The following is a 26,398-nucleotide window of genomic DNA, read 5'->3' on the forward strand; positions in this document are numbered from 1 at the left end:
ATCATTTGCCTTCGACCCGATGCTTGCCTTTCAAGCGACGCCGCAACCAAAGCACAAGCATGACGGCGACCAGGCTACCCAGAATAGCGGCGACGTTGCGTAGCGGTGGAACCCCGGGCCAGTATTGGGCGATTTTCCATTCAAGACCGCGTAGCAGTCCGAGGCTTCCTGCTGTGTAGCTGTACTCCGCTACCAGAGGACTGATGCGCTTTTCATGCACCACCACCAAGCTGCCCTGGATCTTCTGTTCGTAACCTTCTCCACCCAGCAATGCGTCAGCGGCAAACTGCTGCGCCTCGGCGTTTCCTGCCGAGATGAGAACCACGCTGCGCCCTTTTTGCAGGGGAGATTCGAAACCGGCGAATATGGCATTGAATCCCGCACTGTCGTAGCGCAGATCCGATTTGATGCGGCGCTCGGCGTCGCGCGGATCCGGAGTCATCCATGCACGCGACTTGTACTGGAGGTCGGAGTTGTCGAATTTCTTGCTCGCTCCGTCCAGCATGGCAGGCACCCGCTCGCCGAACTGGGCCAACCATGACTGGTTGCCCGACGAAATGATGACCAAATCCTTATCGGCGAACTGCAGGCCTTCCTTGCCAAAGGCGACGCTGACTGCAGTGGCTGGAAACCCCGTCGACTCGCCAAAACGGCCCATCATGGTCAGATAGGTGGCAATATCCTGAAGCGCCGGCCTGGACTGGAATACGACCCCCGTTTCCGATAGATCCGCCAAGCGTGTGAAGGGGAAGCCGCTTTCGCTGAATGCAGCCAGGTCGGGCATGGGAAGGAAGTGCGGATAGCCGCGGAGATCGATGGATGACTCAGGGTCGATACGACCCCGGACATTGTCGATCAAGGCATCGCGGCACTCTCCTTCCTTGATGTAGTCGTACATGAAGCGGTATTGCAGCTCCGAATGCCGCATCAAGCGGTCAAGCGGAACCTCTGCCGGGGCGCGCACGGGCAATAGCTCGTTGAATGTCGACCTTTCGATCCAGCCTCGCTCCGCAAGCTGGGCGACGGACAGAAGCGGAAAGGACCGCAAAAATCCCTCATTGACGTCGAACAATAGCGTGGAGTCGACAACGCCGGCCTGAGGGGAATAGCGATAGCGTAAATCCATCGGTACGGGGGGCGCCCGCCAGCCAAAGAGATCCGGCGGCAGACGTAGCGGAATACGGATTGCATCGGAACCATAGCCGGGCGCTTCGAGCGCCTGCATGGGCACGAGCTCGCCGAACTTCACAGGCCGGTCCGTACGCAGCCAATTTGGCGCGTCGTACGGCTTGCGGGGCTGCAACTGTTCGAGTTGCGTAATGGTGGCTTCGGAGCCGACGAGCGCATCGAATCCCAAACTCAGTGCACGGGCCGCGCGCTTCAGCTCACTGCCATCCCGCCCCATCACAAACAGGATCTTGCCATGCGGATCGCCGGGGTTGGGCATGATCTTGAGCATCGGGCCGGTGATCTTTTTGAGGGGCGGCAGGCCAATGGTTTCGGTGCTGCCCTCCTTGAGGAATACGACCGCGTTGCCTTTTGCCGGCACGGCTCCATCGAGGTGCACGGGGAACCTTGCGCCTCGATATCCTGCCAGGGCTCCAAACCATGAAGCAATGGTGCCTGCGGCTTCCAGCGTCGGCGCATCGGCGCTGGAAAAAACAAAGGGAAGCTCAAGCCTGCGCCTGTCGCGATGATCAAAAAAGGGCAGAGGCAGAATCGACAGGTCATCGGGCAGCGCAAGCCGGTCCACCTCCATTTCCAGCACGCTCTGGTTGCTGATGTTCGCCCACAGACTGGAATGAAGCGGATCTTCGCACTCCAACGTGTAATGTCCGATCAGTTGCAGCCGTAAGCGATTGGTATCCGTGACGAGGTGGGCCGGCAAGTCGACGATTCGCTGCTGGTATTTGCCGGCATCCGCCCTCGGAACGGGCAACGACGCGGCCACGACATCGTTCAGCAGCACGTTGATATGCGAAAGCTCGCTGATCAGTGCGGGCGAGTATGTATAGCCCAGCTTGAGCCGTGCTTGGGTAACGACCTCGTCGGCCCGGACGTCGAAGTATGCGCTGGCGCTTCCGTCGACGCCTTTCAATTGAAAAGGGTAGCGCGCCCCCAGCTGCTCCAGGCTGAGCTGATAGTCTGCGCCTCGAGCATGGACGGGGGTCGCCACCGATTGCTCGCCCCGCGCGACACCCTGCGCCGTCGCGAACGCAGCAAGGGCGGTCATCAACGCCCAGACAGGACGAAAACGCTTCATGCAGGATTCCATGTGTTGTAGTCTCTTTTGAATAGCTTCATCGTCCGTCAACTCGAAGTCGGCGCTCGGCGCGGGACTTCAGCCCCACATAGAACAAGGTTCCCACCAGCAGCGCTCCCAGCATATAGATGAAGACCAGTATCAGCGGATGCTGGGCGAAGAACCATTGCATCGAACCGAATGCTCCCAGACTCCCCACGTAATAGGTTTTGTCGTCCGACAGCGACTCGAATCGATCGCCGTCCAATATCACGACGCTTCCCTGTATCCTTACCGCCTCGGGGCTGTTCTTCGCCATGAGGCCAGCCATGCGAATCAGGGCGGCATCTGTCGCGCCACTCATGACGACGACGCTGCGCCCACGCGTAATGGGTGACTCGAATCCCGCCAGCATCGTGGAATTGAGTCCGACCGACTGCTGAAGCACATGTTTATCAAAGCCCAGTACGTTCGACAGGCGGTCCAATGCGCCGCCCACGGTCCAGAACGCCGTACTCGAGGACGCCGGCCGAATGGCGGTTTCCGGCAAATGCTCTAGCCACGCGTCCAACATGGGAATTGACCGACCGGTTCCGATGACCAGCACGTCCTTGTCCTTTAGTTCCTCGGCCTCGCCACGGGTGGTGACCTTGATGCCAACGGCGGGGTAGGCGGTCGACTCGCCTATGTTGGCCATGACATTGAGATACGCGGCCACCTGCGGTTCGCTGGGTTGGGGTGGCAGCAGTACCACCGACTCGGAGAGATCCGCCATGCGGGAAAACGGAAAGCCCGCGCTGTAGAACGTCCCCAGATCAGGCATGGCCAAGTGGTGGGTCAATCCGGAAAAATCCAGAGTAGACTCCGGGTCGATGGCACTGCGCCGGGTGTCCACGAGCGTTCCGGTGCATTCGTTCTCGGGAATATGCGGGTAGCGGAACTTGAACTGAAGAGTGGTATCCGGCACCACGGCATACAGTGGAACCTTGAAGTCATCTCGGATGATTCCAGTCGCGCGCGCCCCAAGCTTCTCCATGACGCCTTTCTCGGGAGCATCGAGTTCATAATGCTTGATCAAGTTTCCATTCAGCGAGACATCCAGGCGGGAATCCGCCGGGACTCGGTGATTTGCATATCGAAAGATCAGATTCATGGGGACACTGTCCACGCGCCAAGCGGACAGGTCCGGTGGTACTCTCAATCGCATGCGAACGGGCCATGGGTCCCGTCCAGCCACGGTGAGCGCTTGTGGCGGCAGCAGTTCTCCAAACCGCAGGGGCCGATCCACCGGCACCCAATTGGGTGCGTCATAAGGCTTGCGCGGTGCCCGGTCGACCTTCCTCAATAAGGCGGACGGTCCCGTCAGCGACTCGCTGCCCAATACCAAGCCGGCCGCGGCGGTCTTTACCTCGTCGCCATTTCTTCCGGCGATGACCAGCAGTTTTCCGGCAGGGTCTTGCGGATTGCTCACGACGGCGACCGTCGGCCCTTCTATTTTCATCGGCGCCATGCCCGGCGGCACTCTATTTGCGCCCAATATCAGCACGGCGTGGCCTTGCTGCGGCAACTGGCCCTGCGCTGAGAATCGAACGCCCCTGTAGTCAGCAAGCGCGCCGAACCATGAAGCAATCACGCCGGCAGCCTGCAGGCTATCGTCGTCGGTGTCCGGCATGATAAACGGAAGGTCCAGACGGCGCATGTCCCGGCCGTCGAAGAAAGGTGCGGGCAGCATGGCCAACTCGTCGGGCAGTATCACTGGATCGACGTCCAGCAGCAGACGACTGCCCCGGTCGATGTTGGCCCACAAATCGGGGTGCAGTGGATCTTCGCAGCCAAGCGTGTAGTGCGAAACGAGCTGGATATCAAGTTGATTGTGGGGACGCAGGAAGGCTACGGGAAGCTCCGTCGTATGCTGCAGCTTGCCTTCATGCTCCTGCTTTGTCAGGACAACGGTGTCCACCACCTCGCCATTGAGCACCACGTTCAGGTGTGAAAGCGTTTCGAGCAGCGCCGGCGAATAGGAGTATGAAAGCTCAAGACGTGCCCGCTTGACCCGTTCGTCGGTCCTCAGGCCGACGTACACCCCCCGCTTCGCCTCCACGCCAAGGAGTTCGATATCCGCCAACGAGGCAAGCTGGCTGAACTCGACCGCATAGGACCGCAGCCCCCAAGGTTTGCTGAGTATCGCATCCTGTCCGGACGCTCCGTGACTGGCTGGTACCGCACATAACGCGGTTATCCCGGCCAGCAGGATCGCGAGAAGAACTCGCCAACGGCGTCCGGCAGTCACGATACCGCCTCTTGCGCCTTGGGCGTCCTGCGGCGCCACCGGCGCCCTCCGACCACTGCCCACAGGCTCTCGCGCAACAGCACCTTGAAACCATGCATCGCGACTTGGCCAAGTTGGCGGCCGGCCACCAAAGGAGTATCAGGCTCGCCTTCGTTCCAAGGGTCGGTCCAGATATCCGCACGGGCGAACGTCATTTGCGATAGCTCGACCTGCTGCGCAAGAGTCAGATCCCTGAATCGCAACCCGAGCCGCTGGTCGGAAACGAAAACCACGGTCGCGGGGAAAATCCCTTCCACGTCGTCCCGGAATATCGAGACCTGCAGTTGGTCACCCACCTGTACCGGTACGCTGTCCGGCAAAGCGACGCCAAGCCCGTCTTGCGAAAAGTCGCTGGTCTGGCATGCAACGCCATAGCCGCCCGGCAAATGCAAGGTTGCCGTCAGTGTCGCGCCCACGCGGGGGGAAGCGCGAATCTGGCGCTGCTCGCCCGCCACCGCCACACTGGCGCTGCAGATCACCACGTTATGCAACGTCCATGCCATATTGATGAGCGCGGTAAACACCAACCCGGCATCGTTCATGTTGTGAATCACCTGCCACGCTCCGATCATCATGCCGGCCAGGTTGAGCACAAGCAAGATGATATAGGGACGGGACAATGTCCAATCGAAGTAGGACTTCTCGATGGTGCCCCCCTTGGCCGTTACGTTGAACGTCGCGCTGTTAGGCGCGATCAGCGTTGCCAAGGTCGGACGCATGATGTACCAGGCGAGCACCGACTCGTACACCTCGTTCCAGAAAGAATGGCGAAACCTGCCTTGTATCCGCGAGCCGGTGACATACGCATGAACGATATGCGGCAGCACATACGCCGCGATCATCAATGCCGATGCCTGGAAAACGTGCGCGCCAAAAAACAGATAAGCCAGCGGGGCGGTCAGGAATACCAGCCTTGGCAAGCCATAGAAGAAGTGCAAGGCGGCACTGGCGTAGCAAATGCGTTGGCTGAGCGTCAGGCCCTTGCCAAGGAAGGGATTGTGGCTGCGAAAGATCTGGGCCATGCCTCGTGCCCAGCGTATGCGTTGTCCAATGTGTCGCGACAGGCTTTCAGTCGCCAAGCCGGCTGCCAGCGGAATGGCCAGGTAAGCGGTGTTGTATCCCGCGCGATTCATCTTCAAGGCCGTTAGCGCATCCTCGGTCACGCTTTCTACCGCCATGCCCCCCACTTCAAGCAGCGGCTCACGCTTCAAGACTGCGCATGAGCCGCAGAAAAACGTCGCGTTCCACAAGTCGTTGCCATCCTGCGTCAAGCCATAGAAAAGGCGCCCCTCGTTCGGCACTTTGCCGAATACGTCAAGATTCTTTTCCAGGGGGTCGGGCGAGAAGAACACGTGCGGGGTCTGCAGCATCGCCAGTTTCTGGTCCTTGAGGAACCAGCCTACGCAGACCTGCAGAAACGAGCGGGTTGGAACGTGGTCGCAGTCGAAGATTGCAATGTATTGGCCATGTGTCTTGGGCAGCGCAGAATTGATGTTGCCGGCCTTGGCGTGCTTGTTGTCTGGACGGGTCAGATAGCCCACGCCGACCGAAGCGCAAAAGGAGCGGAACTCCTCGCGTCGCCCATCATCAAGCACGTAGATATTCAGCTTGTCCATGGGCCAGTCTTGAGAAAGCGCCGCGAACACCGTCTGGCGCACCACACTCAATGACTCGTTGTAAGTCGGAATATAGATGTCGATGGACGGCCAAGAGCCGGTATCGGGCGGCATCATTGCGGGTTTGCGCCTCAAGGGCCAGGCGGACTGGAAGTAACTGAACAGCAGCACCAGCAGGGCATAGATTTCGGCCAGCAGCAGACCGTAGCCGAAACCCATATCCAACCAGGTCTCGAACCCCAAAGTGGCTGTAATACGCCAGTACATGTAGCGCAACGAGGCCACGACCGAAATGACCACCAACACCAGGGTGACGAGCCGCCCCTCGGACAATCTGCCAAGCAGCATGGCCAGCGCGAACGACGTCAGCGCAAACAGAATCTGATATTCCAGGTCCAGAGGCGTGCTCACCACTGCAACGAACAATAGAGCGGAGATCAACAAAGTCAGGATTCTGACAAGCCGGTAATCCCACAAGGACAGGCCGACCAGCCAGTTGGCCAGCTTGCGGGCACCTCGTTCTACCCCGGAATCTGTTGTGCTGAGCGCTTTTTGTTTGGCCAAGACACACCTCTTTCTTTAAAGATCCAGCCGTTGCGTGACCCATTGCGCGCACGCCACCAGATCACGCGCGCTGACACTGTGCGGGCGATACTGGAAAATATTCTTGCCGTGTGCCAGGGCTTCGCTCAATGATTGATCCAGATGCACCAGGCCCGCCATGCGGTCCCGGAATGTGGTCCGCAGCACCTGCGTAATATCCTTGCTCAGTTGCTGGCCCTGATCGACTTGATTGACCACGAAGCCGTAACCGGAAAAATTGTCGCGACCTTCGCAATACGTTGAAATCAGCGTATTTAACTGTGGCAGCGTGGCGTATGACCCAGCATCCGGCAACACGACTGCGACCGCTAGGGAGGCCGCGGTCAAGGCTTGCGTCATGTATGCCGATGGCCCCGGCGGAGTATCGATGACGACGACCACGTCACGTCCCAACTCTAGGTTTCTCAAGCGGCTTATGAGCCACGAGGCATCTGTACGCAACTCCGCTTCGAATGCCTGCCTCTCGGGCTCGGTGCAATCGCCATAGGGGATCAACGCTACCCCCGACTCCGTCGGGCGTATGAGTGCCCGCCAGGCGTCTGCATCTTGCGGCGCTTGCACCAACCCCGCCATGGACGAAGGTTCGAGCGTGAAGTGATAGCGCAGTCCGTTCTGTGGATCCAGATCGATGGCGAGCACTGTATGGCCTTGCTGCTGCAGAGCCGCTGCCAAATTCGCGCTTACCGTGCTTTTTCCCACTCCTCCCTTGGCGGAGACAACTGATACTACTTTCATGACCGACGCAATCTTTGAAAGATGGACGCAATTCCTTTCGAAGGGCCAGCGTCTTGTCCGGAAAGGGGTTCCGCCGCTTTCTCGACTGTCGAATCCCCCGGCTCCCGTCCAATTCGCCTAAAGACATCCTGCAGCGTGCCGCGCTGCGGCATCACCTCGGGGACGGATGAATGCTGGACAGCGCCGGGAACGTCATTCGTGGAAACATCGCCCGCCCCCCCTGTGGATGGCGCCAGAACGCGCAGGGAATGGAAGGAAGGCAGGGGAATATTGTTGCCGGCAGCGGAAATTTCCGGCTTCTTCGACTGTTGGTCTAATTTTCGTGCCATCGGCGCTTGCAACGGAATCTGCTCCAGCATGGGCCAACGGGTGCGCGACGCATCCTGCCGGTCATGATCAACGATTTCTCGATATTCTTCCGCTGCATTTCCACCAAAAGATTTGAACAGTTTGGCGATATCGGTTGAACCAGTCATTGAGTCGATCCTTTCATTATTCAGCACTAGGGGAATGGACTCCTAGCGTGCCAGCCTATAGACAAGCCCGCCGTACGAATCCGTGCCACCCTCCTGCCTGACCAAGAGGTCGCGGCCCGCGCCCAGCATCGTGAACCACTCTTGATACACGCCCTCGAGAAAGCCGGCAGCCCACGCCATGGCCGGCTCGCCAAGCGTGGCGCGAAGCGGAGCAAAGCGGTGCTCGATGGAGAGATGGCCGCTGTATTCCTGAAACGTGACGATGCCCCAGCCCAGGCGCGACCAATGATCATTGGCCGCGGCCTCCATCTGCTGAAGCGACTCGCATGCGGGCAAAGGCATTTCACGGCCTGCCCGTATGCCGGCGCTCCGGGCCAAGCCGCGCATTTCCTCGTTGGTCACGTGGCTCAACAACTCCTGGACGAATGGTCCAAGAAAAAATGCCCAGGCCGAATTGTGCAACTGGCCGTTCAAATACTCGGAAAACTTATCATGCATGCAATACCCCGTTATTGATGTCGTTGAGATCATGCCGTCAGGCCGTGATACTTGCGTCCCAGCTCGACGGTGGCGCGGAAGAACCCCTCTTTGCTGCCACAGTCGTACCGCAGGCCTTCATACTTGCATCCGTATACCGCCCGGTGCGTCAGCAGCCTGGCGATACCGTCCGTTAATTGAATTTCCCCGCCCACGCCGGCGGAGGTCGAACGCAGGCACTGGAAGATCTCGGGCTCAAGGACGTATCGCCCGACAACGGCCTGGGTGCTGGGCGCATCGGCCGGCTGGGGTTTTTCGACGATGGCGTCTACCCGCATACAGTGCTTATCCAGCTTGCGTCCCGCCACGATGCCGTACTTGCCGGTGTGCTGGCGTTCTACCGACTGCAAGGCCAGGACGCTGCCATCGTGGCGATGCGCAGCCTCTACCAATTGCCGCGTTGCCGACACGTCGGAGTCGATGAGGTCGTCGGCCAGCAACACTGCGAACGGTTCGTTTCCGACAATGGGTTCCGCGCACAGGACAGCGTGCCCCAGCCCCAGCGGCACCGCCTGCCTGGTGTAGATACAGGTCACCGAAGGAGGAATGATGTTCTTGACCGATTCGAGCAGCGCATGCTTGCCCTTGGCCGCCAATTCGGCCTCGAGCTCGGGTAGCCGATCGAAGTGGTCCTCGATGGACCGTTTATGGCGTCCTGTCACGAAGATCAGTTCAGTGATGCCGGCGGCGATGGCTTCCTCGACCGCATACTGGATCAGTGGCTTATCGACGACGGGCAGCATTTCTTTGGGCATGGCCTTGGTGGCGGGCAGAAAGCGCGTGCCCAGGCCGGCTACGGGAAATACTGCCTTGCGTATTGGCTTCATTGCGGTGTTGCGAAAAAAAGAGGACGAACGAAAGGCACGAGCACCGGCATGCGGCCGACCTCGCTGATGTAATGGAGAATTAACTAGCAAATACGCCTTGACGGAGGGACTCACGTAAAAGCTCGCTATGGTGTGGCAAGGCGGAGCTACGGGTTTCCGGCCCGTATTCTTGAAGCATGACCTTGCGTCTGGGCAAAATGCCGTAAGCCTTGAAGCCGCAAGCATTCTTTTGAATATGAAACTTTTCCGGTTCAACTGTTACCAGATTCGTTCCAGTGCTCAGAATTGTATCGGTAAATTTCAGCAATGGCTATATTTTCAGGGCGCTGGAGCGTGCCGGACTACAACAATTGTTAAGTTTGCGATCACGCGTGGCAAGACATACGGCACGGGGATACCCATCATGGTTCGTGGCTGCGTCCGCGCTCCGTGCTATAAATGACGGTGCATTCCATCCCCTCCCCGCTGCCACGGCGGATTCCAATCAGAAGTGAAACAAAACAATGTACGAGACACTTGCGCTATATATAGATGGTGAATTTCTTGCCGGCGACGGCCGCGAAACCGAAGAGGTCACCAACCCCGCTACCCTGGAGGTCCTGGGCCATCTGCCCCATGCCCGAACGGCGGACCTGGATCGCGCGCTCGCCGCCGCCGACCGAGCATTCCAAAGCTGGCGCAAGAGCTCGCCCATGCAGCGTTCCGAGATCCTGCGCAAGGCGGCCCAGCTTTCACGCGACCGGGCCCAGGAAATCGGTCGTAACATGACCCTGGATCAAGGCAAGCCGCTGGCGGAATCCGTGGGTGAAATCATGTCCTGCGCCGACCATGCAGATTGGCACGCCGAAGAATGCCGCCGCATCTATGGACGCGTGATTCCGCCGCGCAATCCCGACGTGCGACAAATGGTGCTGCGCGAACCCATCGGCGTATGCGCGGCATTCACCCCGTGGAACTTCCCATACAACCAGGCCATACGCAAGATCTGCGCGGCAATCGGCGCAGGCTGCACCGTCATCCTCAAAGGCCCTGAAGATGCCCCCAGCGCGGTGATGGCCATTGCCCGCATCTTCCACGACGCCGGGCTGCCTCCCGGCGTGCTCAACATCGTGTGGGGCGTACCCAGCGTGATCTCAGACTATCTGATTCGTTCACCCATCGTGCGCAAGGTGTCATTCACCGGCTCCGTGCCGGTGGGCAAGCAATTGGCGGCGCTGGCCGGAGCCCACATGAAGCGCGTCACCATGGAGCTTGGCGGGCATTCCCCCGTGCTGGTCTTCGACGATGCGGACGTGGATCGCGCCGCACAGCAACTGGCCCGCTTCAAGGTGCGCAATGCCGGGCAGGTGTGCGTGTCGCCCACCCGCTTCTATGTGCACGAGAAAATCTACGATCGGTTCCTCAGCACCTTTGTCGACACCCTGAAATCCGTCAAGGTCGGCGACGGTCTCGAGCCCGACACGCAAATGGGCCCGCTCGCCCACGCGCGGCGGGTGCCGACAATGGAAAAGTTCGTGGACAACGCCCGCAGCCTGGGCGGCAAGGTCGTGCTGGGCGGCGAACGCCTGGACCTGAAAGGACACTTCTTCTCTCCGACAGTCGTCACGGACCTCCCCGAAGACTCCATGCTCATGACGGAAGAACCCTTTGGCCCGATCGCGCCCATCGTCCGCTTTACGGATACCGATGACGTCATCCGCCGGGCCAATTCCCTGCCTTTCGGCCTGTCGTCCTACGTGTTCACCAATTCGCTTCAAACCGCCACCAAGGTGTCCAATGGCATCGAGGCCGGCATGATCAACATCAACCACTTCGGCAGCGCCTTGCCCGAAACGCCATTCGGCGGCATCAAGGATAGCGGCATCGGCAGCGAAGGCGGCATGGAAACCTTCGACGGCTATCTCGTCACCAAGTTCGTCACCCATATCTGACGAAGGGACAGACCCCATTGGGGGTCTGTCCCTAGGCTTGCGGTAGTAGGGTCAGTTATGGGGTCAGACCCCGAATGGGGTCAGACCCCGAATGGGGTCTGACCCCTTCCAAAGGAGGCAATGAGCATGGAGCGCATCTGGCTCGACCAATACCCGCCTGGTGTGCCGGCCGAAATCACCGAGGACGCGGCCGGCTACGATTCGCTGTTGGCGGTGCTCGAGGAAAGCTGCCAGAGATACGCGAAAAACGTCGCCTACATCAGCATGGGAACCGAGCTGACCTATGCGCAGGTCAATGCACATTCACGCAGATTCGCCGCCTGGCTGCAATCGGTCGGAGTCCGGAAGGGCGATCGCGTCGCCATCATGATGCCCAATCTGCTGCAGTATCCCATATGCTTTTTCGGTGTGTTGCGCGCCGGCGCGGTGGCAGTGGGCATCAATCCCCTGTTCACGGCCAGTGAACTCCGGCATCAACTGGCGGATTCGGGCGCTGAGGTCATCGTCATTGCCGAGAACTTCGCCCATACCTTGCAGCAAGCGCTGCCGGAGCTCTCGCTCAAGCATATCGTCGTCACCAGTATCGGAGACATGCTCGGCACCCTCAAGGGCACGATCACGGATTTCGTGGTCAGGCATGTCAAGAAGCTGGTCCCGGCATACGAGCTGCCCGGTGCCTTGCGATTCAAGCAGACGCTGTCATCGGGCCGCGATACGGGCTACACCCGGCCGCGCATGGAGCACGACGACCTGGCACTGCTGCAATACACGGGTGGTACGACCGGCGTGTCCAAGGGCGCCATGCTGACGCACGGCAACATGGTGTCCAACCTGTGCCAGGCCCATGCGTGGCTGCAACCCTACGTGAAGGGCGAGCAGGAATGCATCGTCACCGCCTTGCCGCTGTATCACATCTTTGCGCTCACTGCCAATTGCCTGGCGTTTTTCAGGCTGGGCGCATGCAATCTGCTCATCTTGAATGCAAGAGATATCCCGGCGCTCGTCAAGAGCATGTCGCAGACCCGGTTCACCGCCATTACCGGCGTCAATACGCTTTTCAATGCTTTGCTGAACCACCCCGGTTTCGCCAAGCTCGATTTCAGCGCATTGCATATCGCCCTGGGTGGCGGGATGGCGGTACAGGAAGTCGTGGCCAAGCGCTGGCTGGAAGTCACCGGTACGCCGCTCGCGCAAGCCTATGGCCTGACGGAGACCTCTCCCGCCGTCTGCATCAATCCACTGGACAAGCGCAGCTTCACAGGCTCCATAGGTCTGCCGGTGCCTTCGACGGATATCGCGATACGCGACCATGAAGGTCGCGAGGTGCCGCTGGGAGAGAACGGCGAAATCTGCGTCCGCGGGCCCCAAGTCACCCGGGGATACTGGAACCGGCCCGAAGAGACCGAAGCGGTTCTCGGTGCGGACGGCTTCCTGCAGACCGGCGACATCGGCTGCGCGGACAAGGACGGCTACCTGTATATACGAGACCGGAAGAAAGACATGATCCTGGTGTCTGGATTCAATGTCTATCCCAATGAAGTCGAGGCCGTGGCGGTCCAGCACCCCGACGTCCAGGAAGCCGCGGCCGTAGGGGTGCCCGATGAGCACTCCGGAGAAGTCGTCAAGCTCTTTGTTATTCGCAAGAATGACCGCTTGACCGAGAAAGAGCTCATCGACTTCTGTCGCGGCAAGCTTACCGGCTATAAGGTCCCCCGCCACGTCGAGTTCCGCAAGGACCTGCCGCGCAGCAACGTAGGCAAGGTCCTCCGACGCGCGCTGAAGGAATGAGGGGTCCGACCCCCTACGGGGTCGGACCCCGGGGAAGGCGGCCCCAAGGATCAGGGATCAGACCCTGCATGGGGTCTGACCCCATAGCGTCCAAAACGGAACTGGGGCCAGACCCTTTCACAGGCCTGGCCCCAGTTGCCATGCGGGGCGGACCCAATGGGTCCTACCCCATGCGCGAGATCAGATCACGCGCGCGGCTTCGAGCAAACGTACGACGGTCCATGCCTTGTCGCGGGAGATCGGACGACCTTCTGCGATTTCGACGGTGTCGCCTTCGTTGTACTGGTTGTTTTCATCATGCGCCTTGTACTTATTGGAGCGGACGATGATCTTGCCAAAAATGGGGTGCTTGACGCGGCGCTCTACGCGGACCACGACAGTCTTGTCCATTTTGTTGCTCACAACCTGGCCAATGAGGGTACGCTGGCGTTTTGCTGGTTGAGTGTTTTGAGTTTCGCTCATTTTACTTTCCTGCGGTCTCAGTCATGATGGTGCGGATACGCGCGATATCGCGACGGACCTTACCGATCTGGCTGGTGTTGGAAAGCTGCTGAGTGGCACGCTGCATGCGCAGGTTGAATTGTGCCTTCAGCAGGCTCTCGAGCTCGGTCTGGAGCTCGGTGGCGTTCTTGGAACGGAGTTCGCTGGCTTTCATGAGGTCTCCTTAAGCACCAATGTGACGAGACACGAAGGTCGTCGAGATCGGCAACTTAGCGGCGGCCAGGCGGAAAGCTTCGCGCGCGAGCTCTTCGCTCACGCCTTCCATTTCATAGAGCACCTTGCCGGGTTGAATTTCGGCGACCCAGTACTCCGGATTACCCTTACCGTTACCCATACGAACTTCGGCAGGCTTCTGCGAAATGGGCTTGTCGGGGAAGATGCGAATCCAGATACGGCCGCCACGTTTGATGTGGCGGTTGATCGCGCGACGAGCGGATTCGATCTGGCGAGCGGTCAGGCGGCCACGACCCGTGGCCTTCAGACCGAACTCGCCGAACGAGACTTGTGCACCGCGCGTAGCCAGGCCGGTATTGCGGCCCTTGTGCTCTTTGCGGTATTTTCTGCGTGACGGTTGCAGCATGTTTATTCTCCTTCAGGCGCCGGCGCAGCGTTGGCTTGCGAGGCGTCTTTGCGAGGGCCACCACGACCACGGCCACCACCAGGACGACGACCGTCAGGACGCTCGCCGCGGGGCGAACGACGGGGACGGCGCTCTTCGTCGCGAGGAGCGGCGGTCTCGGGAGGCATTTCGCCGTTGGGCAGCATGTCGCCCTTATAGACCCAGACTTTGATACCGATAATGCCGTAAGTGGTTTGCGCTTCGGAAGTACCGTAATCGATGTTTGCACGCAGAGTGTGCAGAGGCACGCGGCCTTCGCGATACCATTCGGTACGTGCAATTTCGATGCCGTTCAAGCGGCCCGAGCTCATGATCTTGATGCCTTGGGCACCCAGACGCATGGCATTTTGCATGGCGCGCTTCATGGCCCGACGGAACATGATGCGCTTTTCGAGCTGCTGAGCGATCGAGTCGGCGATCAATTGAGCGTCGGTCTCGGGCTTGCGGATTTCCTCGATGTTGACGTGCACGGGCACGCCCATCAGGCGCTGCAGATCGGACTTCAGGCTTTCGATGTCTTCGCCGCGCTTGCCGATCACGACACCCGGACGAGCCGAGTAAACCGTGATGCGGGCGTTCTTGGCCGGACGCTCGATGACGACGCGACCGACGGAAGCGCTCTTGAGCTTCTTCTTCAGATACTCGCGCACGCGGATATCTTCAGCGAGCATGCCGCCGAATGCCTTGTCGTCAGCGAACCAGCGCGAACTCCAGTTGCGGCTTACCGCGAGGCGGAACCCAATCGGGTGAATTTTCTGTCCCATTGTGACTCCTTACACGCCGACCTTGACCACAATGTGGCAGGTCTGCTTCTCGATACGGTTACCGCGACCTTTTGCACGGGCGGAGAAACGCTTCATCGACTGGCCCTTGTCCACATAGATTGTGGTGACTTTGAGTTCATCGATATCGGCGCCGTCGTTGTGCTCGGCGTTGGCGATCGCGGACTCAAGCGCTTTCTTGAGGATGCCCGCGGCCTTCTTGGGTGTGAAAGTCAGGATATTCAGGGCTTGGGCCACCGACTTGCCACGGATGAGATCCGCTACGAGACGGGTTTTCTGAGCCGAGATATGGACTCCACGGATAATTGCAGTAGTTTCCATCACTTACCTCTTGGACTTCTTGTCCGCAGCGTGACCCTTGAAAGTACGGGTCAGCGCGAACTCGCCGAGCTTGTGACCGACCATGTTCTCGTTGATGTAAACGGGAACGTGCTGGCGGCCATTGTGCACAGCAATCGTCAGCCCAATGAACTCGGGCAGGATGGTTGAACGGCGCGACCAGGTTTTGATCGGCTTTTTCTCTTTGCCTTCGACGGCCGCATCGACCTTCTTGATCAGATGCGCGTCGACGAATGGGCCTTTTTTGATCGAACGTGACATGTTGTTCGCCCCTTACTTGCGCTTGCGGCGCGAGACAATCATATTGTCTGTGCGCTTGTTACGACGGGTTCTGTAGCCCTTGGCCGGCGTGCCCCATGGGCTGACCGGTTCGCGACCTTCACCAGTGCGTCCTTCACCACCACCATGCGGGTGATCGACCGGGTTCATGGCAACGCCACGAACTGTCGGACGGACACCACGCCAGCGCATGGCACCGGCCTTGCCGATCTGACGCAGGCTGTGCTCTTCGTTACCGACTTCGCCAATGGTTGCGCGGCAGTCGATGTGTACGCGACGGACTTCGCCCGAGCGCAGACGCACTTGTGCGTAGACGCCTTCGCGAGCCAGCAGTACGGCGGAAGCACCTGCCGAACGAGCCATTTGTGCACCCTTGCCCGGAAGCATTTCGATGCAGTGGATGGTTGCGCCAACAGGAATGTTGCGAATGGGCAGCGTGTTGCCGGCACGGATGGGAGCATCCAGTCCGGACATCAGCGTAGCGCCGACTTCCAGGCCACGGGGAGCAATGATGTAGCGACGCTCGCCGTCTGCGTAGCACAACAGTGCAATGTGCGCAGTGCGGTTGGGGTCGTACTCAAGGCGCTCGACCTTGGCGGGGATGCCGTCCTTGTTGCGACGGAAATCGACGATGCGGTAGTGCTGCTTATGGCCACCGCCACGATGACGAACAGTGACGTGACCGTTGTTGTTACGGCCAGAGCCACGCTTTTTCTTTTCGAGCAGAGCTGCGAACGGCTCGCCTTTGTGCAGATCAGGGCTGACGACCTTGATCATGCCGCGGCGGCCGGCCGAAGTCGGCTTGACTTTTACGAGTGCCATTTAGTTCACCTCCGTAAAGTCGAGTTCCTGACCGTCTTTGAGCGACACATATGCTTTGCGCTCGTTACGGCGGCGACCCATGAAACGGCCAAAACGCTTTTCTTTGCCCTTGCGGTTCAGAACCTGCACGGACTCGACTTCAACCTTGAACAGCAGTTCGACGGCCGCCTTGATTTCAGGCTTGGTGGCATCGGCTGCGACACGGAAAGCGATTTGCTGATTTTTTTCGGCTACGAACGTGGCCTTTTCGGTCACGACGGGAGCCAGGATAACTTGCAGTAAGCGTTCGGCGTTCATCCCAACATCTCCTCGAGTTGAGCGATAGCCGGCTTGGTGATCAGCACTTTCTTGTAGTGGATCAAAGAGAGCGGATCGGCATAACGCGGTTCAACCACGGCAACGTGCGGAAGGTTGCGCGTAGCGAGATAAACGTTTTCGTCGAGCACGTCGGTGATGATGAGCACCGACTCCAGGCCCATGTTCTTGAGCTTGTCAGCGGCAAGTTTGGTCTTGGGCGCATCGAGGACGAAAGTATCGACGACGGCGATACGATCTTCGCGAGCCAGCTGGGAAAGGATCGCGCGGATACCGGCACGATACATTTTCTTGTTGACCTTTTGCGAGAAGTTTTCGTCGGGCGAGTTCGGGAACGCGCGACCGCCTCCACGCCAGATGGGCGAGGAAGTCATGCCCGAACGGGCACGGCCGGTGCCCTTTTGGCGCCATGGCTTCTTGGTGCTGTGCTTGACGGCATCGCGGCCTTTCTGGGCGCGGTTGCCGCTGCGTGCGTTGGCCTGGAAAGCCACCACGATCTGGTGAACGAGCGCTTCGTTGAAGTCGCGGCCGAAAACCGTGTCGGGAGCTGCGAAGGTGGACGCGGACTGACCCTGGTCATTCAGGAGCTTGAGTTCCATAATTAGGCTCCTTTCTTGGCCGACATCTTGATGGCGGGACGCACGACGACGTCTGCGTTCTTGTGGCCGGGGACAGCGCCCTTGACCAGCAGCAGACCGCGTTCTGCGTCGACACGCACGATGTCGAGGTTTTGAACGGTACGGGTAACGTCGCCCAGGTGACCGGACATCTTCTTACCCGGGAAAATGCGGCCGGGATCCTGCGCCTGGCCGATGGAGCCAGGAACGCGGTGCGAGCGCGAGTTACCGTGTGAAGCACGTTGCGAACCGAAGTGGTGGCGCTTGATGGTGCCGGCAAAGCCTTTACCGATCGTGGTGCCGGTGACATCAACCTTTTGTCCTGCTTCGAAAACGCTTTCGACGGCCACGACGGAGCCAGCTGTAAATTCAGCGGCTTTGGCGGGATCGAGGCGGAATTCTTTCAGGATGCTGCCGGCTTCGGAGCCGGCCTTTGCATAGTGCCCAGCCACGGGCTTGGTGACGCGGGTTGCACGACGTGTGCCGTAGGCAACTTGCACAGCCGCATAACCATCCACTTCCGGCGACTTGACTTGCGTGATGCGGTTGTTCGACACGTCCAGCACTGTCACGGGGATGGACTCGCCATCTTCCGTGAAAATACGGGTCATGCCGACTTTACGCCCCACAAGCCCCAGCCGGTAAGCGGCGGGCGTAGGTGTCGAGTTCGACATCGTTTTCTCCATTCCCGACTGCGATTGGTCGGGGCTAATAACCGCGTGCGACTCACACCGCACGCGTCGATTTTTGCAAAACTTCTTGGAACTGCCTTAACTACTATCTTCTTTACTACCTTCTTACTACTACCTGCAACGCCTAAGGGCGATAAGCCCCCGGGGTCGGTAAAGCCCACATAAGTGTCGGCGGGTGCAAGACACCCAGCAAAAACTTTTTTGGCGAAGCTTAGCAATTTAACATGTTTCGCCATTCAATGGCAAGTACTAGTTGACAAGCCACGCTTGATGAGGCTGACAAGTGCGAAAGCGCAACGCCCAACGAGGCGTGCTTTATGATATGCCGGCCCAAACCACCGGAGAGCCCGCCCGTGCATCCCTGCCAGAACCGCATCGCCCTGCGCGGCCCCTCGCTTACATTCCGGGGGGATCCCTTCCAGATCGGAGACACCGCCGCCCTGCATTACGAGGCCGACGGGCTGACATTGGTGGAAGCCGGCAAGATCACGGGTTTCGGCGACTTTGAACAACTTCGTTCCCGCCTCGACGGCCATCAGCTGACCACCTACGACAATGCGCTGATCTTGCCAGGCTTCATCGATACGCATGCGCACTACCCGCAGGTGCAGATGATGGGCGCCTATGGCAAGCAGTTGCTGGACTGGCTGAACCAGTACACCTTCGTCACCGAACAGCAGTTCCATGATCCGGCGCATGCCCGCCACGTGTCCGAGCTGTTTCTGGATCAATGCCTGCGCGCCGGCACGACGACCGCATCAGTGTATTGCACGGTCCATCCGTCCTCGGTGGAAGCGTTCTTCGAGGCCGCGAAAGACCGCGACATGCGCATGATTGCGGGCAAAGTGCTGATGGACCGCAATGCCCCGCCGGCGTTGTGCGACGATGCGCGTTCAGGCTATGACGAGTCCGAAGCGCTGATCCGCAAATGGCATGGCCAAGGCCGGCTGTCCTATGCGATTACACCCCGCTTCGCCCCCTCTTCCACTCCGGCCCAGCTTGAGGCAGCCGGCGCTTTATGGAGGCGCTATCCGGGTACGCACATGCAAACGCATATCTCCGAGAGCCGGGATGAGGTGGACTGGGTGCGTCGGCTGTTTCCGGAACATGCCAATTACCTGGACGTATACCGATACTACGGCCTGACCGGCCCCCGATCCATTTTTGGCCACGCCATCCACCTGACTGAACCAGAATGGCGGCACATGGCGGATAGCGGCTCGTCCATCGCGCATTGTCCGACCTCAAATGCATTCCTGGGCAGCGGCCTGTTCAACTATGAACGCGCGCTCGAATATCCGGCTCCCGTGCGGGTCGGCCTGGCAAGCGATGTGGGCGCGGGAACCTCGCTTTCCATGCTGCAAACCATGGGCGCGGCCTACAAAGTGGCGCAGCTTGGCCACTACTCGCTCTCCGCGCCCAGAGCCTTTTACATGGCGACGCGCGGCGCGGCACAGGCCCTGTATCTGGATGATCGCATCGGCAGCATCGCCCCTGGCATGGAGGCGGACCTGCTGGTATTGGACCTGGCTTCGACGCCGCTGATCGATTTCCGCATGCGGTATTGCCGTTCTATTGAAGAAGCGCTGTTCGTACAGATGACGCTGGCAGACGACCGCGCTACGCGCGCGGTATACATAGCCGGGAAGCTCGCCTATGACGCGAAAGAAACCATGGCGGGGAATAACGCATACGCGTTGGAAGCGCAAGCTAAAAAAAACGCCGGGTAGCCCGGCGTTTTCTTGGATCTTACTGTAGTGCGATCTCGACGTCCACACCTGCGGGCAGGTCAAGGCGCATGAGGGCATCGACAGTCTTGTCTGTCGGGTCCACGATGTCCATGAGACGTTGGTGAGTGCGCATTTCGAACTGGTCGCGCGACGTCTTGTTGACGTGCGGGGAACGCAGCACGTCGTAGCGACGAATACGAGTCGGCAGAGGTACGGGACCACGCACGACCGCGCCCGTACGTTTGGCTGTTTCAACGATTTCAGCGGCAGACTGGTCGATCAACTTGTAGTCAAACGCTTTCAAACGGATGCGGATTTTCTGGTTTTTCATGGAAATTCCTAAAGAACGAAAGTGACAGAGGGCGGTTGCCCTCTGTCTGTGGGCACGCGTTAATTACTTGGTGATGCTTGCGACGACGCCGGCGCCCACGGTACGACCGCCTTCGCGGATGGCAAAGCGCAGGCCTTCTTCCATGGCGATCGGGGCGATCAGGCTCACCTTCATCGACACGTTATCGCCAGGCAGCACCATTTCCTTGTCCGCCGGCAGCTCGATCGTGCCGGTCACGTCCGTCGTGCGGAAGTAGAACTGCGGACGATAGCCTTGGAAGAACGGCGTGTGGCGGCCGCCTTCGTCCTTGGACAGAATGTACACCTCGGCGTCAAAGTCCGTGTGCGGCTTGATCGAACCGGGCTTGGCCAGCACTTGGCCGCGCTCAACGTCTTCGCGCTTGGTGCCGCGCAGCAAGATACCGACGTTATCGCCCGCCTCGCCTTGGTCCAGCAGCTTGCGGAACATTTCCACGCCCGTGCAAGTGGTCTTGACCGTGTCCTTGATGCCCACGATTTCGATTTCCTCGCCGACCTTCACAATGCCGCGCTCGATACGGCCCGTGACCACCGTGCCGCGACCCGAGATCGAGAACACGTCTTCCACCGGCATCAGGAACGTGCCATCGACCGCGCGCTCGGGCGTGGGGATGTACGAGTCCAGCGCTTCGGCCAGCTTCAGGATCGCTTCCTTGCCCAGGGGACCTTCGTCGCCCTCGAGCGCCAGCTTGGCCGAGCCCTTGATGATCGGCGTGTCGTCGCCCGGGAAGTCGTACTTGGACAGCAGCTCGCGCACTTCCATTTCGACCAGTTCGAGCAGCTCTTCATCGTCGACCATGTCGGCCTTGTTCAGGAACACGATGATGTAGGGCACGCCCACCTGGCGCGACAGCAGGATGTGCTCGCGCGTTTGCGGCATGGGGCCGTCGGCGGCCGACACCACCAGGATCGCGCCGTCCATTTGCGCCGCGCCCGTGATCATGTTCTTGACGTAGTCGGCGTGGCCCGGGCAGTCAACGTGCGCGTAGTGGCGCGCTGCCGTTTCGTACTCGACGTGCGAGGTGTTGATCGTGATGCCGCGCGCCTTCTCTTCGGGCGCCGCGTCGATCTGGTCGTAGCCCTTGGCTTCGCCCGAACCGAAGGCCTTGGCCAATACCGTCGTGATCGCTGCCGTCAGGGTCGTCTTGCCGTGGTCAACGTGACCGATCGTTCCGACGTTGACGTGCGGTTTAGTCCGTTCAAACTTACCTTTTGCCATGATTTATCCCATCAATGTTTTCAAGAAAACAAAAAAGTCTCCTGCCCGCTTCTGGCGGACAGGAATATTGGTTAATTACTTGCTGCGCGCGCTGATGACTTCATCAGCGACGTTTTTGGGAGCCTCGGCATAATGCTTGAACTCCATCGTGTAGGTCGCGCGACCTTGCGTCTGTGAACGCAGGTTGGTCGAGTAACCGAACATTTCGGCCAGGGGAACCTCGGCCTTGATGATCTTGCCGCCGCCAACGATATCGTCCATGCCTTGGACCATGCCGCGACGAGAGGAGAGATCACCCATCACCGTACCGGCGTAGTCTTCCGGCGTTTCGACTTCAACGGCCATCATGGGCTCGAGCAGCACGGGGCTGGCCTTGCGCATGCCGTCCTTGAACGCCATGGAAGCCGCCATGCGGAACGCGTTTTCGTTCGAGTCCACATCGTGGTACGAACCGAAGAACAGCGTCACCTTGACGTCTACCACCGGATAGCCGGCAACCACGCCCGCAGGCAGGGTTTCCTGGATGCCCTTGTCGACCGCCGGGATGTATTCGCGAGGAACCACACCGCCCTTGATGGCGTCGACGAATTCGTAGCCGCCGCCCGGCTCGAGAGGCTCGAGCTTGAGCACGACGTGGCCGTACTGACCGCGACCGCCGGACTGCTTGACGAACTTGCCTTCGATTTCCTCGCAGGTCTTGCGTATGGTTTCGCGGTAGGCAACCTGAGGCTTGCCGACGTTGGCTTCAACGCCGAACTCACGGCGCATGCGGTCGACCAGGACCTCGAGGTGAAGCTCGCCCATACCGGAAATGATGGTCTGGCCGGATTCTTCATCGCTGCGGACGCGGAAGGAAGGATCTTCCTGGGCGAGGCGCGACAGCGCGATACCCATTTTTTCCTGGTCGGCTTTGGTCTTGGGTTCGACGGCCTGCGAAATCACGGGCTCGGGGAACTCCATGCGCTCGAGCAGGATGTGCTGACCGACGTCGCACAGGGTTTCACCCGTGGTCACGTCTTTCAGGCCCACCACGGCGGCGATGTCGCCCGCCAGAACTTCCTTGATTTCGGCACGGTTGTTCGCATGCATCTGCAGGATGCGGCCGATGCGCTCTTTCTTGCTCTTGACCGGGTTGTACACGGTTTCGCCGGCGTGCAGAACGCCCGAGTACACGCGCACGAAAGTCAGCTGGCCAACGAAGGGGTCGCTCATGAGCTTGAATGCGAGTGCCGAGAACTTGGCGTCGTCGGAGGCAGGCAGGCTGATGGTGTTGCCGTCGTCGTCGGTGCCTTCGACCGGGGGGATGTCCACGGGCGATGGCAGGTAGTCGATAACGGCGTCGAGCATGCGCTGCACGCCCTTGTTCTTGAACGCGGTGCCGCACAGCATGGGCTGGATTTCGCCTGCGATGGTACGCGTGCGCAGACCCTTGTTGATTTCGTCTTCGGTCAGCTCGCCCGATTCCAGGTACTTGTCCATGAGCTCTTCGGACGACTCGGCAGCCGCCTCGACGAGCTTCTCGCGCCACTCATTGGCCTGATCGACCAGTTCGGCGGGGATGTCGATGTATTCGAACTTGGTGCCTTGGCTGGCTTCGTCCCAGACGATGCCCTTCATGCGGATCAGGTCGACCACGCCCTTGAAGGTGTCTTCAGCGCCGATAGGAATGACGATGGGCACGGGATTGGCCTTCAGGCGCAACTTGAGCTGGTCGTAGACCTTGAAGAAGTTCGCGCCGGTGCGGTCCATCTTGTTGATGAAGGCAAGACGGGGCACACCGTACTTGTTGGCCTGGCGCCAAACGGTTTCCGACTGGGGCTGCACGCCGCCCACGGCGCAATACACCATGCAGGCGCCATCGAGCACGCGCATGGAGCGTTCGACTTCGATGGTGAAGTCGACGTGTCCCGGGGTGTCGATGATGTTGATGCGATGCTCGGGGCGATCGCCGGCCATGCCGCGCCAGAATGCCGTGGTGGCGGCCGAAGTAATCGTGATGCCGCGCTCTTGCTCTTGTTCCATCCAGTCCATGGTGGCCGAGCCTTCATGGGTTTCGCCAATCTTGTGGTTGACGCCGGTGTAGAACAGGATACGTTCTGTTGTCGTGGTTTTCCCTGCGTCGATGTGGGCAGAGATGCCAATGTTGCGATAGCGCTCGATTGGGGTTTTGCGGGCCATGATAGTGTCCTTAGATTACCAGCGGAAATGGCTGAATGCCTTGTTGGCCTCGGCCATCTTGTGAGTGTCCTCACGCTTCTTCATTGCCCCGCCACGGCCTTCGGAGGCATCGAGCAGTTCGCCGGCCAGGCGCAGATCCATCGATTTCTCGCCGCGCTTCTTGGCTGCTTCACGCAACCAGCGCATGGCAAGAGCCAGGCGGCGCACAGGACGCACTTCAACCGGCACTTGATAGTTCGCGCCACCTACACGGCGGCTCTTTACTTCGACGATAGGCTTGATGTTGTTGATTGCAGTGTTGAACACTTCAATAGGCTCTTTGCCAGTTTTAGCCTGGATCTGGTCGAAAGCGCCGTAGATAATACGTTCGGCAACAGCTTTCTTACCAGACAACATAACAACGTTCATGAATTTGGCGAGCTCTACGCTGCCAAATTTGGGGTCGGGGAGAATCTCACGCTTGGGAACTTCGCGACGACGAGGCATTTTAACTTCCTTGTGACTGTTCAGTTGAACCGCTTTCGCGGCCACGACCATTTATCGAAATGGCCACTTACATGCTATGGGCGTCTGCCCACGGCTGCACTGATACGACCAGATTTACTGGACTAAAAGATACTTAGGCTTTCTTCGGGCGTTTTGCGCCGTACTTGGAACGGGCTTGCTTGCGGTCCTTGACGCCTTGAAGGTCGAGGGAGCCGCGCACGATGTGATAACGCACACCGGGCAAGTCCTTCACACGGCCGCCACGCACAAGAACGACCGAGTGTTCTTGCAGGTTGTGGCCTTCGCCGCCAATGTACGAAATGACTTCGAAGCCATTGGTGAGGCGCACCTTGGCGACTTTACGCAAAGCCGAGTTTGGCTTCTTGGGGGTGGTGGTGTATACGCGAGTGCATACACCGCGGCGCTGAGGGCAGTTTTCGAGCGCGGGGCTCTTGCTGTTCGCGCGACTTACTTCGCGCGGCTTGCGCACGAGTTGGCTAATGGTTGGCATGACCTTTACGCATCCTGTGACTTGACCAGGCGCCTGGGCGCTCTGGTATACGTATTGAATTAAACGCCTGGAAAAAGGCGCCTTACTGCGGTTTCGCGCTGCATTTGCGCAAGAAGCCGCCAAAAACGAATACGTAAAGAGCGACTAGGGTCTTGCACAAAGCGAGCTACCTGACTTCAAGGAACTGGCAAGGAACCCTAAAGTAAGCTCGCCATCGTAGCACGGCTAATGGGCTTTGGTCAATCGAAAATTAGCAGCAGCATCTCGGCGACCAAGGCCGGCCGCTCCCGCCCTTCGATATCGAAGGCATTTTTGAATGTAAACAGCGTGCCGCCATGGGCCGATTCCGCAGCCAGCAGCCGTTGGCGCAGGCGCAGCCGCGATCCCACCGGCACCGGCGCAGTGAATCGAAGCCGGTTCAAGCCGTAGTTGAGCCCCTTTCCGCGCTTCCGGATTTGAAAGATATCCTTGGCCAGCTGCGGAATCAGGGACAGCACGAAGAAGCCGTGCGCAATGGTGACGCCCCCGGGCATTTCCGCCTTGGCGCGTTCGGTGTCCACGTGGACCCAATGGTGGTCGCCGGTCAGCGCCGCGAACCGGTCCACCTGTTCTTGCGTAACCGTAAACCACCCGCTCGCCCCCAGCGCTTCGCCTGCGTACCGGGCCAGGTCCCGCGGCGTTTCAACTTCCAGCATTTCATTCATCCATGTAAAAGCGCCCGTGGCGGATCCGAAGAAACGCGGCGGGCGCATGTTCAGGCCGGTTTGCGGCCAAATCAGTTGGCGATCGTGACGCCCGTGGTGCTGACTATGGTTTCCCAGATTTTCCGCTCGTTTGCCACGAATGCCGCCGCGGCATCCGTGTCCATGGTGACCGGAGGGAGGTATCCCTGGGCTTGCAAGGTTTCCTTGGTGGACTCCATGGACAGCACTTTGTTCATGGCGCCGTTCAAAGAGGCAATGATCGTCGCGTCGGTTCCCGCGGGAGCGACCAGCAGGTTCCAGATGGTGATGGCGAAATCCTTGTAGCCCGACTCGGCGACCGTGGGGACTTCGGACAATTGCGGGTAGCGGACGCCGCTGGTGACGGCCAGGTACTTGAGCTTGTCGCTCTTTGCCTGGGATACCGCCGCCGGGCCGGTCAGTATGCCGATTTCGAGCTGGCCGCCCTGCAGGTCGGTCGTCAACGGCGCGTCGCCCTTGTAGGGAACGTGCACGATGTCTAGGCCGGCCAGCTTCTTGAAGTACTCGAATGCCAGGTGGCCGGGCGTACCCGCGCCGGACGTACCGTAGGACAAGGCGCCGGGCTTGGATTTTGCCAACGCAACGAGTTCGCCCAGGCTCTTGACGGGAAGATCGCTCTTTACGGCGAACACCAGAGGAAGCGAACCCATGTTGGCGATCGGCACGATGTCCTTCACGGGGTCATACGGCACTTGCATGCCGATGAGCTTGGCGATGATGGTCGCCCCGACGGGACCTACGCCGAGCGTATAGCCATCGGGCGCGGAGCGCAGCGCCGCCGCCATGCCCACCGTGCCGCCTGCGCCGGCACGGTTCTCCACGACGACATTGGCCGACAAGGCGTCTTGCAGGCCCTTGGCCATGATGCGCGCGGCCGTGTCGGTCGAGCCGCCGGCCGGGAACGGCACGACCATCTTGATGGGCCTGTCGGGGTACGTGGCCGCCATGACGGCGCCGGGCGTGGCCAGCGTCATCGCCACGGCCCCCGCAAGCGCGCCCAGCAAGCAACGCCTGTTCTTGTTGATCTTCAAGCTGCCTGCTTTCTTGTTGTACTGGTGTCCCATATATGTGATCCCTTACTATGCCAACGAATCTGCGATTCGGCTCCTCCT

The 26,398-nt window shown here is 59.7% G+C and carries 27 protein-coding genes; 3 read left to right on the forward strand and 24 right to left on the reverse strand.

Features of this window, described 5'->3' with window-relative positions; genetic code table 11:
- Window position 1: 1 nt before the first annotated feature.
- From bcsB (ACSBPU_RS22410) to galU, 7 genes are read right to left on the reverse strand one after another with little or no spacing between them, the layout of a single operon-like run.
- Window positions 2-2,263 carry a cellulose biosynthesis cyclic di-GMP-binding regulatory protein BcsB gene (gene bcsB / locus ACSBPU_RS22410; RefSeq protein ID WP_442594340.1) on the reverse strand — a complete coding sequence of 754 codons (2,262 nt, stop codon included), beginning with the start codon at window positions 2,261-2,263 and terminating at the stop codon, window positions 2-4.
- Window positions 2,264-2,300: 37 nt separating this feature from the next.
- On the reverse strand, window positions 2,301-4,571 hold the full coding sequence (bcsB, locus tag ACSBPU_RS22415) for a cellulose biosynthesis cyclic di-GMP-binding regulatory protein BcsB (RefSeq protein ID WP_442594342.1): 2,271 nt from the start codon (window positions 4,569-4,571) through the stop codon (window positions 2,301-2,303).
- Window positions 4,529-6,751 (reverse strand): UDP-forming cellulose synthase catalytic subunit, encoded by a 2,223-nt coding sequence (gene bcsA / locus ACSBPU_RS22420; protein WP_442594344.1) that lies wholly within the window; start codon window positions 6,749-6,751, stop codon window positions 4,529-4,531. The genes bcsB (ACSBPU_RS22415) and bcsA overlap by 43 nt, the downstream gene beginning before the upstream one ends.
- Before the next feature lie 15 nt (window positions 6,752-6,766).
- Window positions 6,767-7,525, reverse strand: coding sequence for a cellulose biosynthesis protein BcsQ (bcsQ, locus tag ACSBPU_RS22425; protein ID WP_442594346.1), 759 nt, complete (start codon window positions 7,523-7,525; stop codon window positions 6,767-6,769).
- Entirely contained in the window at window positions 7,522-8,001 is a 480-nt protein-coding gene (gene bcsR, locus ACSBPU_RS22430) for a BcsR/BcsP family cellulose biosynthesis protein (RefSeq protein ID WP_442594348.1), read from the reverse strand. The genes bcsQ and bcsR overlap by 4 nt, the downstream gene beginning before the upstream one ends.
- 42 nt (window positions 8,002-8,043) lie before the next feature.
- Window positions 8,044-8,499, reverse strand: a complete 456-nt coding sequence (bcsD, locus tag ACSBPU_RS22435) for a cellulose biosynthesis protein BcsD (protein WP_442594350.1) — start codon at window positions 8,497-8,499, stop codon at window positions 8,044-8,046.
- 29 nt (window positions 8,500-8,528) lie between these two features.
- Window positions 8,529-9,365, reverse strand: a complete 837-nt coding sequence (galU, locus tag ACSBPU_RS22440; RefSeq protein WP_442594352.1) for a UTP--glucose-1-phosphate uridylyltransferase GalU — start codon at window positions 9,363-9,365, stop codon at window positions 8,529-8,531.
- Window positions 9,366-9,868: 503 nt separating this feature from the next.
- Here galU and ACSBPU_RS22445 point away from each other — a divergent pair.
- A complete protein-coding gene (locus ACSBPU_RS22445; RefSeq protein WP_442594354.1) occupies window positions 9,869-11,296 on the forward strand; it encodes an NAD-dependent succinate-semialdehyde dehydrogenase in 1,428 nt (475 codons plus the stop codon).
- A gap of 126 nt (window positions 11,297-11,422) precedes the next feature.
- Window positions 11,423-13,084, forward strand: a complete 1,662-nt coding sequence (locus ACSBPU_RS22450) for an AMP-binding protein (protein WP_442594356.1) — start codon at window positions 11,423-11,425, stop codon at window positions 13,082-13,084.
- A gap of 180 nt (window positions 13,085-13,264) precedes the next feature.
- Here ACSBPU_RS22450 and rpsQ read toward each other — a convergent pair whose 3' ends face one another.
- Genes rpsQ through rplC form a run of 10 tightly spaced genes read right to left on the reverse strand, consistent with a single transcriptional unit; the run spans window position 13,265 to window position 18,032 of the window.
- Window positions 13,265-13,546: a 30S ribosomal protein S17 gene (gene rpsQ / locus ACSBPU_RS22455; protein ID WP_180068454.1), complete on the reverse strand. Its 282-nt coding sequence runs from the start codon at window positions 13,544-13,546 to the stop codon at window positions 13,265-13,267.
- A 1-nt stretch (window position 13,547) separates the two neighbouring features.
- Entirely contained in the window at window positions 13,548-13,739 is a 192-nt protein-coding gene (gene rpmC, locus ACSBPU_RS22460; protein ID WP_442594358.1) for a 50S ribosomal protein L29, read from the reverse strand.
- Window positions 13,740-13,748: 9 nt separating this feature from the next.
- Window positions 13,749-14,165 carry a 50S ribosomal protein L16 gene (gene rplP, locus ACSBPU_RS22465; protein ID WP_180068450.1) on the reverse strand — a complete coding sequence of 139 codons (417 nt, stop codon included), beginning with the start codon at window positions 14,163-14,165 and terminating at the stop codon, window positions 13,749-13,751.
- Window positions 14,166-14,167: 2 nt separating this feature from the next.
- A complete protein-coding gene (gene rpsC / locus ACSBPU_RS22470) occupies window positions 14,168-14,968 on the reverse strand; it encodes a 30S ribosomal protein S3 (protein WP_180068448.1) in 801 nt (266 codons plus the stop codon).
- Between the two features lie 9 nt (window positions 14,969-14,977).
- Complete coding sequence (gene rplV, locus ACSBPU_RS22475) at window positions 14,978-15,307, reverse strand: 50S ribosomal protein L22 (protein WP_180068446.1); 330 nt, start codon at window positions 15,305-15,307, stop codon at window positions 14,978-14,980.
- A 3-nt stretch (window positions 15,308-15,310) separates the two neighbouring features.
- Window positions 15,311-15,586, reverse strand: coding sequence for a 30S ribosomal protein S19 (gene rpsS / locus ACSBPU_RS22480; RefSeq protein ID WP_180068444.1), 276 nt, complete (start codon window positions 15,584-15,586; stop codon window positions 15,311-15,313).
- Window positions 15,587-15,598: 12 nt separating this feature from the next.
- Complete coding sequence (gene rplB / locus ACSBPU_RS22485; protein ID WP_442594362.1) at window positions 15,599-16,426, reverse strand: 50S ribosomal protein L2; 828 nt, start codon at window positions 16,424-16,426, stop codon at window positions 15,599-15,601.
- Window positions 16,427-16,723 (reverse strand): 50S ribosomal protein L23, encoded by a 297-nt coding sequence (rplW, locus tag ACSBPU_RS22490; RefSeq protein ID WP_180068440.1) that lies wholly within the window; start codon window positions 16,721-16,723, stop codon window positions 16,427-16,429. It abuts the gene before it with no gap.
- The gene (rplD, locus tag ACSBPU_RS22495) at window positions 16,720-17,340 is read right to left on the reverse strand and encodes a 50S ribosomal protein L4 (protein WP_180068438.1); all 621 of its coding nucleotides are present in this window, start codon (window positions 17,338-17,340) and stop codon (window positions 16,720-16,722) included. The genes rplW and rplD overlap by 4 nt, the downstream gene beginning before the upstream one ends.
- 2 nt (window positions 17,341-17,342) lie before the next feature.
- Window positions 17,343-18,032 (reverse strand): 50S ribosomal protein L3, encoded by a 690-nt coding sequence (rplC, locus tag ACSBPU_RS22500; RefSeq protein ID WP_442594364.1) that lies wholly within the window; start codon window positions 18,030-18,032, stop codon window positions 17,343-17,345.
- Window positions 18,033-18,403: 371 nt separating this feature from the next.
- Between rplC and guaD the strand changes: the two genes are divergently transcribed.
- Window positions 18,404-19,780 (forward strand): guanine deaminase, encoded by a 1,377-nt coding sequence (gene guaD, locus ACSBPU_RS22505; RefSeq protein ID WP_442594366.1) that lies wholly within the window; start codon window positions 18,404-18,406, stop codon window positions 19,778-19,780.
- A 19-nt stretch (window positions 19,781-19,799) separates the two neighbouring features.
- Here guaD and rpsJ read toward each other — a convergent pair whose 3' ends face one another.
- From rpsJ to ACSBPU_RS22540, 7 genes are all read right to left on the reverse strand, one after another.
- The gene (rpsJ, locus tag ACSBPU_RS22510; RefSeq protein WP_013743964.1) at window positions 19,800-20,111 is read right to left on the reverse strand and encodes a 30S ribosomal protein S10; all 312 of its coding nucleotides are present in this window, start codon (window positions 20,109-20,111) and stop codon (window positions 19,800-19,802) included.
- Between the two features lie 63 nt (window positions 20,112-20,174).
- On the reverse strand, window positions 20,175-21,368 hold the full coding sequence (gene tuf / locus ACSBPU_RS22515; RefSeq protein ID WP_442594369.1) for an elongation factor Tu: 1,194 nt from the start codon (window positions 21,366-21,368) through the stop codon (window positions 20,175-20,177).
- A gap of 75 nt (window positions 21,369-21,443) precedes the next feature.
- On the reverse strand, window positions 21,444-23,546 hold the full coding sequence (fusA, locus tag ACSBPU_RS22520) for an elongation factor G (protein ID WP_180071598.1): 2,103 nt from the start codon (window positions 23,544-23,546) through the stop codon (window positions 21,444-21,446).
- 15 nt (window positions 23,547-23,561) lie between these two features.
- Window positions 23,562-24,032: a 30S ribosomal protein S7 gene (gene rpsG / locus ACSBPU_RS22525; RefSeq protein ID WP_180071599.1), complete on the reverse strand. Its 471-nt coding sequence runs from the start codon at window positions 24,030-24,032 to the stop codon at window positions 23,562-23,564.
- A 133-nt stretch (window positions 24,033-24,165) separates the two neighbouring features.
- On the reverse strand, window positions 24,166-24,543 hold the full coding sequence (rpsL, locus tag ACSBPU_RS22530; RefSeq protein ID WP_180071600.1) for a 30S ribosomal protein S12: 378 nt from the start codon (window positions 24,541-24,543) through the stop codon (window positions 24,166-24,168).
- A 239-nt stretch (window positions 24,544-24,782) separates the two neighbouring features.
- Complete coding sequence (locus tag ACSBPU_RS22535; RefSeq protein ID WP_442594371.1) at window positions 24,783-25,238, reverse strand: MaoC family dehydratase; 456 nt, start codon at window positions 25,236-25,238, stop codon at window positions 24,783-24,785.
- Between the two features lie 80 nt (window positions 25,239-25,318).
- Window positions 25,319-26,350: a Bug family tripartite tricarboxylate transporter substrate binding protein gene (locus ACSBPU_RS22540; protein WP_442594373.1), complete on the reverse strand. Its 1,032-nt coding sequence runs from the start codon at window positions 26,348-26,350 to the stop codon at window positions 25,319-25,321.
- Between the last annotated feature and the right edge of the window lie 48 nt (window positions 26,351-26,398).

The sequence above is a fragment of the Parapusillimonas sp. JC17 genome (assembly GCF_052180245.1).
GTDB lineage: Bacteria > Pseudomonadota > Gammaproteobacteria > Burkholderiales > Burkholderiaceae_B > Parapusillimonas.

Bases quoted from the DNA above. Each gene is read 5' to 3' on its own strand.
- bcsR (WP_442594348.1), bottom strand. From the start codon at position 8,001: ATGACTGGTTCAACCGATATCGCCAAACTGTTCAAATCTTTTGGTGGA.
- rpmC (WP_442594358.1), bottom strand. From the start codon at position 13,739: ATGAAAGCCAGCGAACTCCGTTCCAAGAACGCCACCGAGCTCCAGACC.
- ACSBPU_RS22540 (WP_442594373.1), bottom strand. From the start codon at position 26,350: ATGGGACACCAGTACAACAAGAAAGCAGGCAGCTTGAAGATCAACAAG.
- bcsB (WP_442594340.1), bottom strand. From the start codon at position 2,263: ATGAAGCGTTTTCGTCCTGTCTGGGCGTTGATGACCGCCCTTGCTGCG.
- ACSBPU_RS22535 (WP_442594371.1), bottom strand. From the start codon at position 25,238: ATGCTGGAAGTTGAAACGCCGCGGGACCTGGCCCGGTACGCAGGCGAA.
- bcsQ (WP_442594346.1), bottom strand. From the start codon at position 7,525: ATGAAAGTAGTATCAGTTGTCTCCGCCAAGGGAGGAGTGGGAAAAAGC.
- rplC (WP_442594364.1), bottom strand. From the start codon at position 18,032: ATGTCGAACTCGACACCTACGCCCGCCGCTTACCGGCTGGGGCTTGTG.
- ACSBPU_RS22445 (WP_442594354.1), top strand. From the start codon at position 9,869: ATGTACGAGACACTTGCGCTATATATAGATGGTGAATTTCTTGCCGGC.
- rpsJ (WP_013743964.1), bottom strand. From the start codon at position 20,111: ATGAAAAACCAGAAAATCCGCATCCGTTTGAAAGCGTTTGACTACAAG.
- bcsD (WP_442594350.1), bottom strand. From the start codon at position 8,499: ATGCATGATAAGTTTTCCGAGTATTTGAACGGCCAGTTGCACAATTCG.
- fusA (WP_180071598.1), bottom strand. From the start codon at position 23,546: ATGGCCCGCAAAACCCCAATCGAGCGCTATCGCAACATTGGCATCTCT.
- rpsQ (WP_180068454.1), bottom strand. From the start codon at position 13,546: ATGAGCGAAACTCAAAACACTCAACCAGCAAAACGCCAGCGTACCCTC.
- rplD (WP_180068438.1), bottom strand. From the start codon at position 17,340: ATGGAACTCAAGCTCCTGAATGACCAGGGTCAGTCCGCGTCCACCTTC.
- rplB (WP_442594362.1), bottom strand. From the start codon at position 16,426: ATGGCACTCGTAAAAGTCAAGCCGACTTCGGCCGGCCGCCGCGGCATG.
- rpsG (WP_180071599.1), bottom strand. From the start codon at position 24,032: ATGCCTCGTCGTCGCGAAGTTCCCAAGCGTGAGATTCTCCCCGACCCC.
- ACSBPU_RS22450 (WP_442594356.1), top strand. From the start codon at position 11,423: ATGGAGCGCATCTGGCTCGACCAATACCCGCCTGGTGTGCCGGCCGAA.
- tuf (WP_442594369.1), bottom strand. From the start codon at position 21,368: ATGGCAAAAGGTAAGTTTGAACGGACTAAACCGCACGTCAACGTCGGA.
- rpsS (WP_180068444.1), bottom strand. From the start codon at position 15,586: ATGTCACGTTCGATCAAAAAAGGCCCATTCGTCGACGCGCATCTGATC.
- rplP (WP_180068450.1), bottom strand. From the start codon at position 14,165: ATGCTGCAACCGTCACGCAGAAAATACCGCAAAGAGCACAAGGGCCGC.
- rplW (WP_180068440.1), bottom strand. From the start codon at position 16,723: ATGAACGCCGAACGCTTACTGCAAGTTATCCTGGCTCCCGTCGTGACC.
- rpsL (WP_180071600.1), bottom strand. From the start codon at position 24,543: ATGCCAACCATTAGCCAACTCGTGCGCAAGCCGCGCGAAGTAAGTCGC.
- galU (WP_442594352.1), bottom strand. From the start codon at position 9,365: ATGAAGCCAATACGCAAGGCAGTATTTCCCGTAGCCGGCCTGGGCACG.
- rpsC (WP_180068448.1), bottom strand. From the start codon at position 14,968: ATGGGACAGAAAATTCACCCGATTGGGTTCCGCCTCGCGGTAAGCCGC.
- rplV (WP_180068446.1), bottom strand. From the start codon at position 15,307: ATGGAAACTACTGCAATTATCCGTGGAGTCCATATCTCGGCTCAGAAA.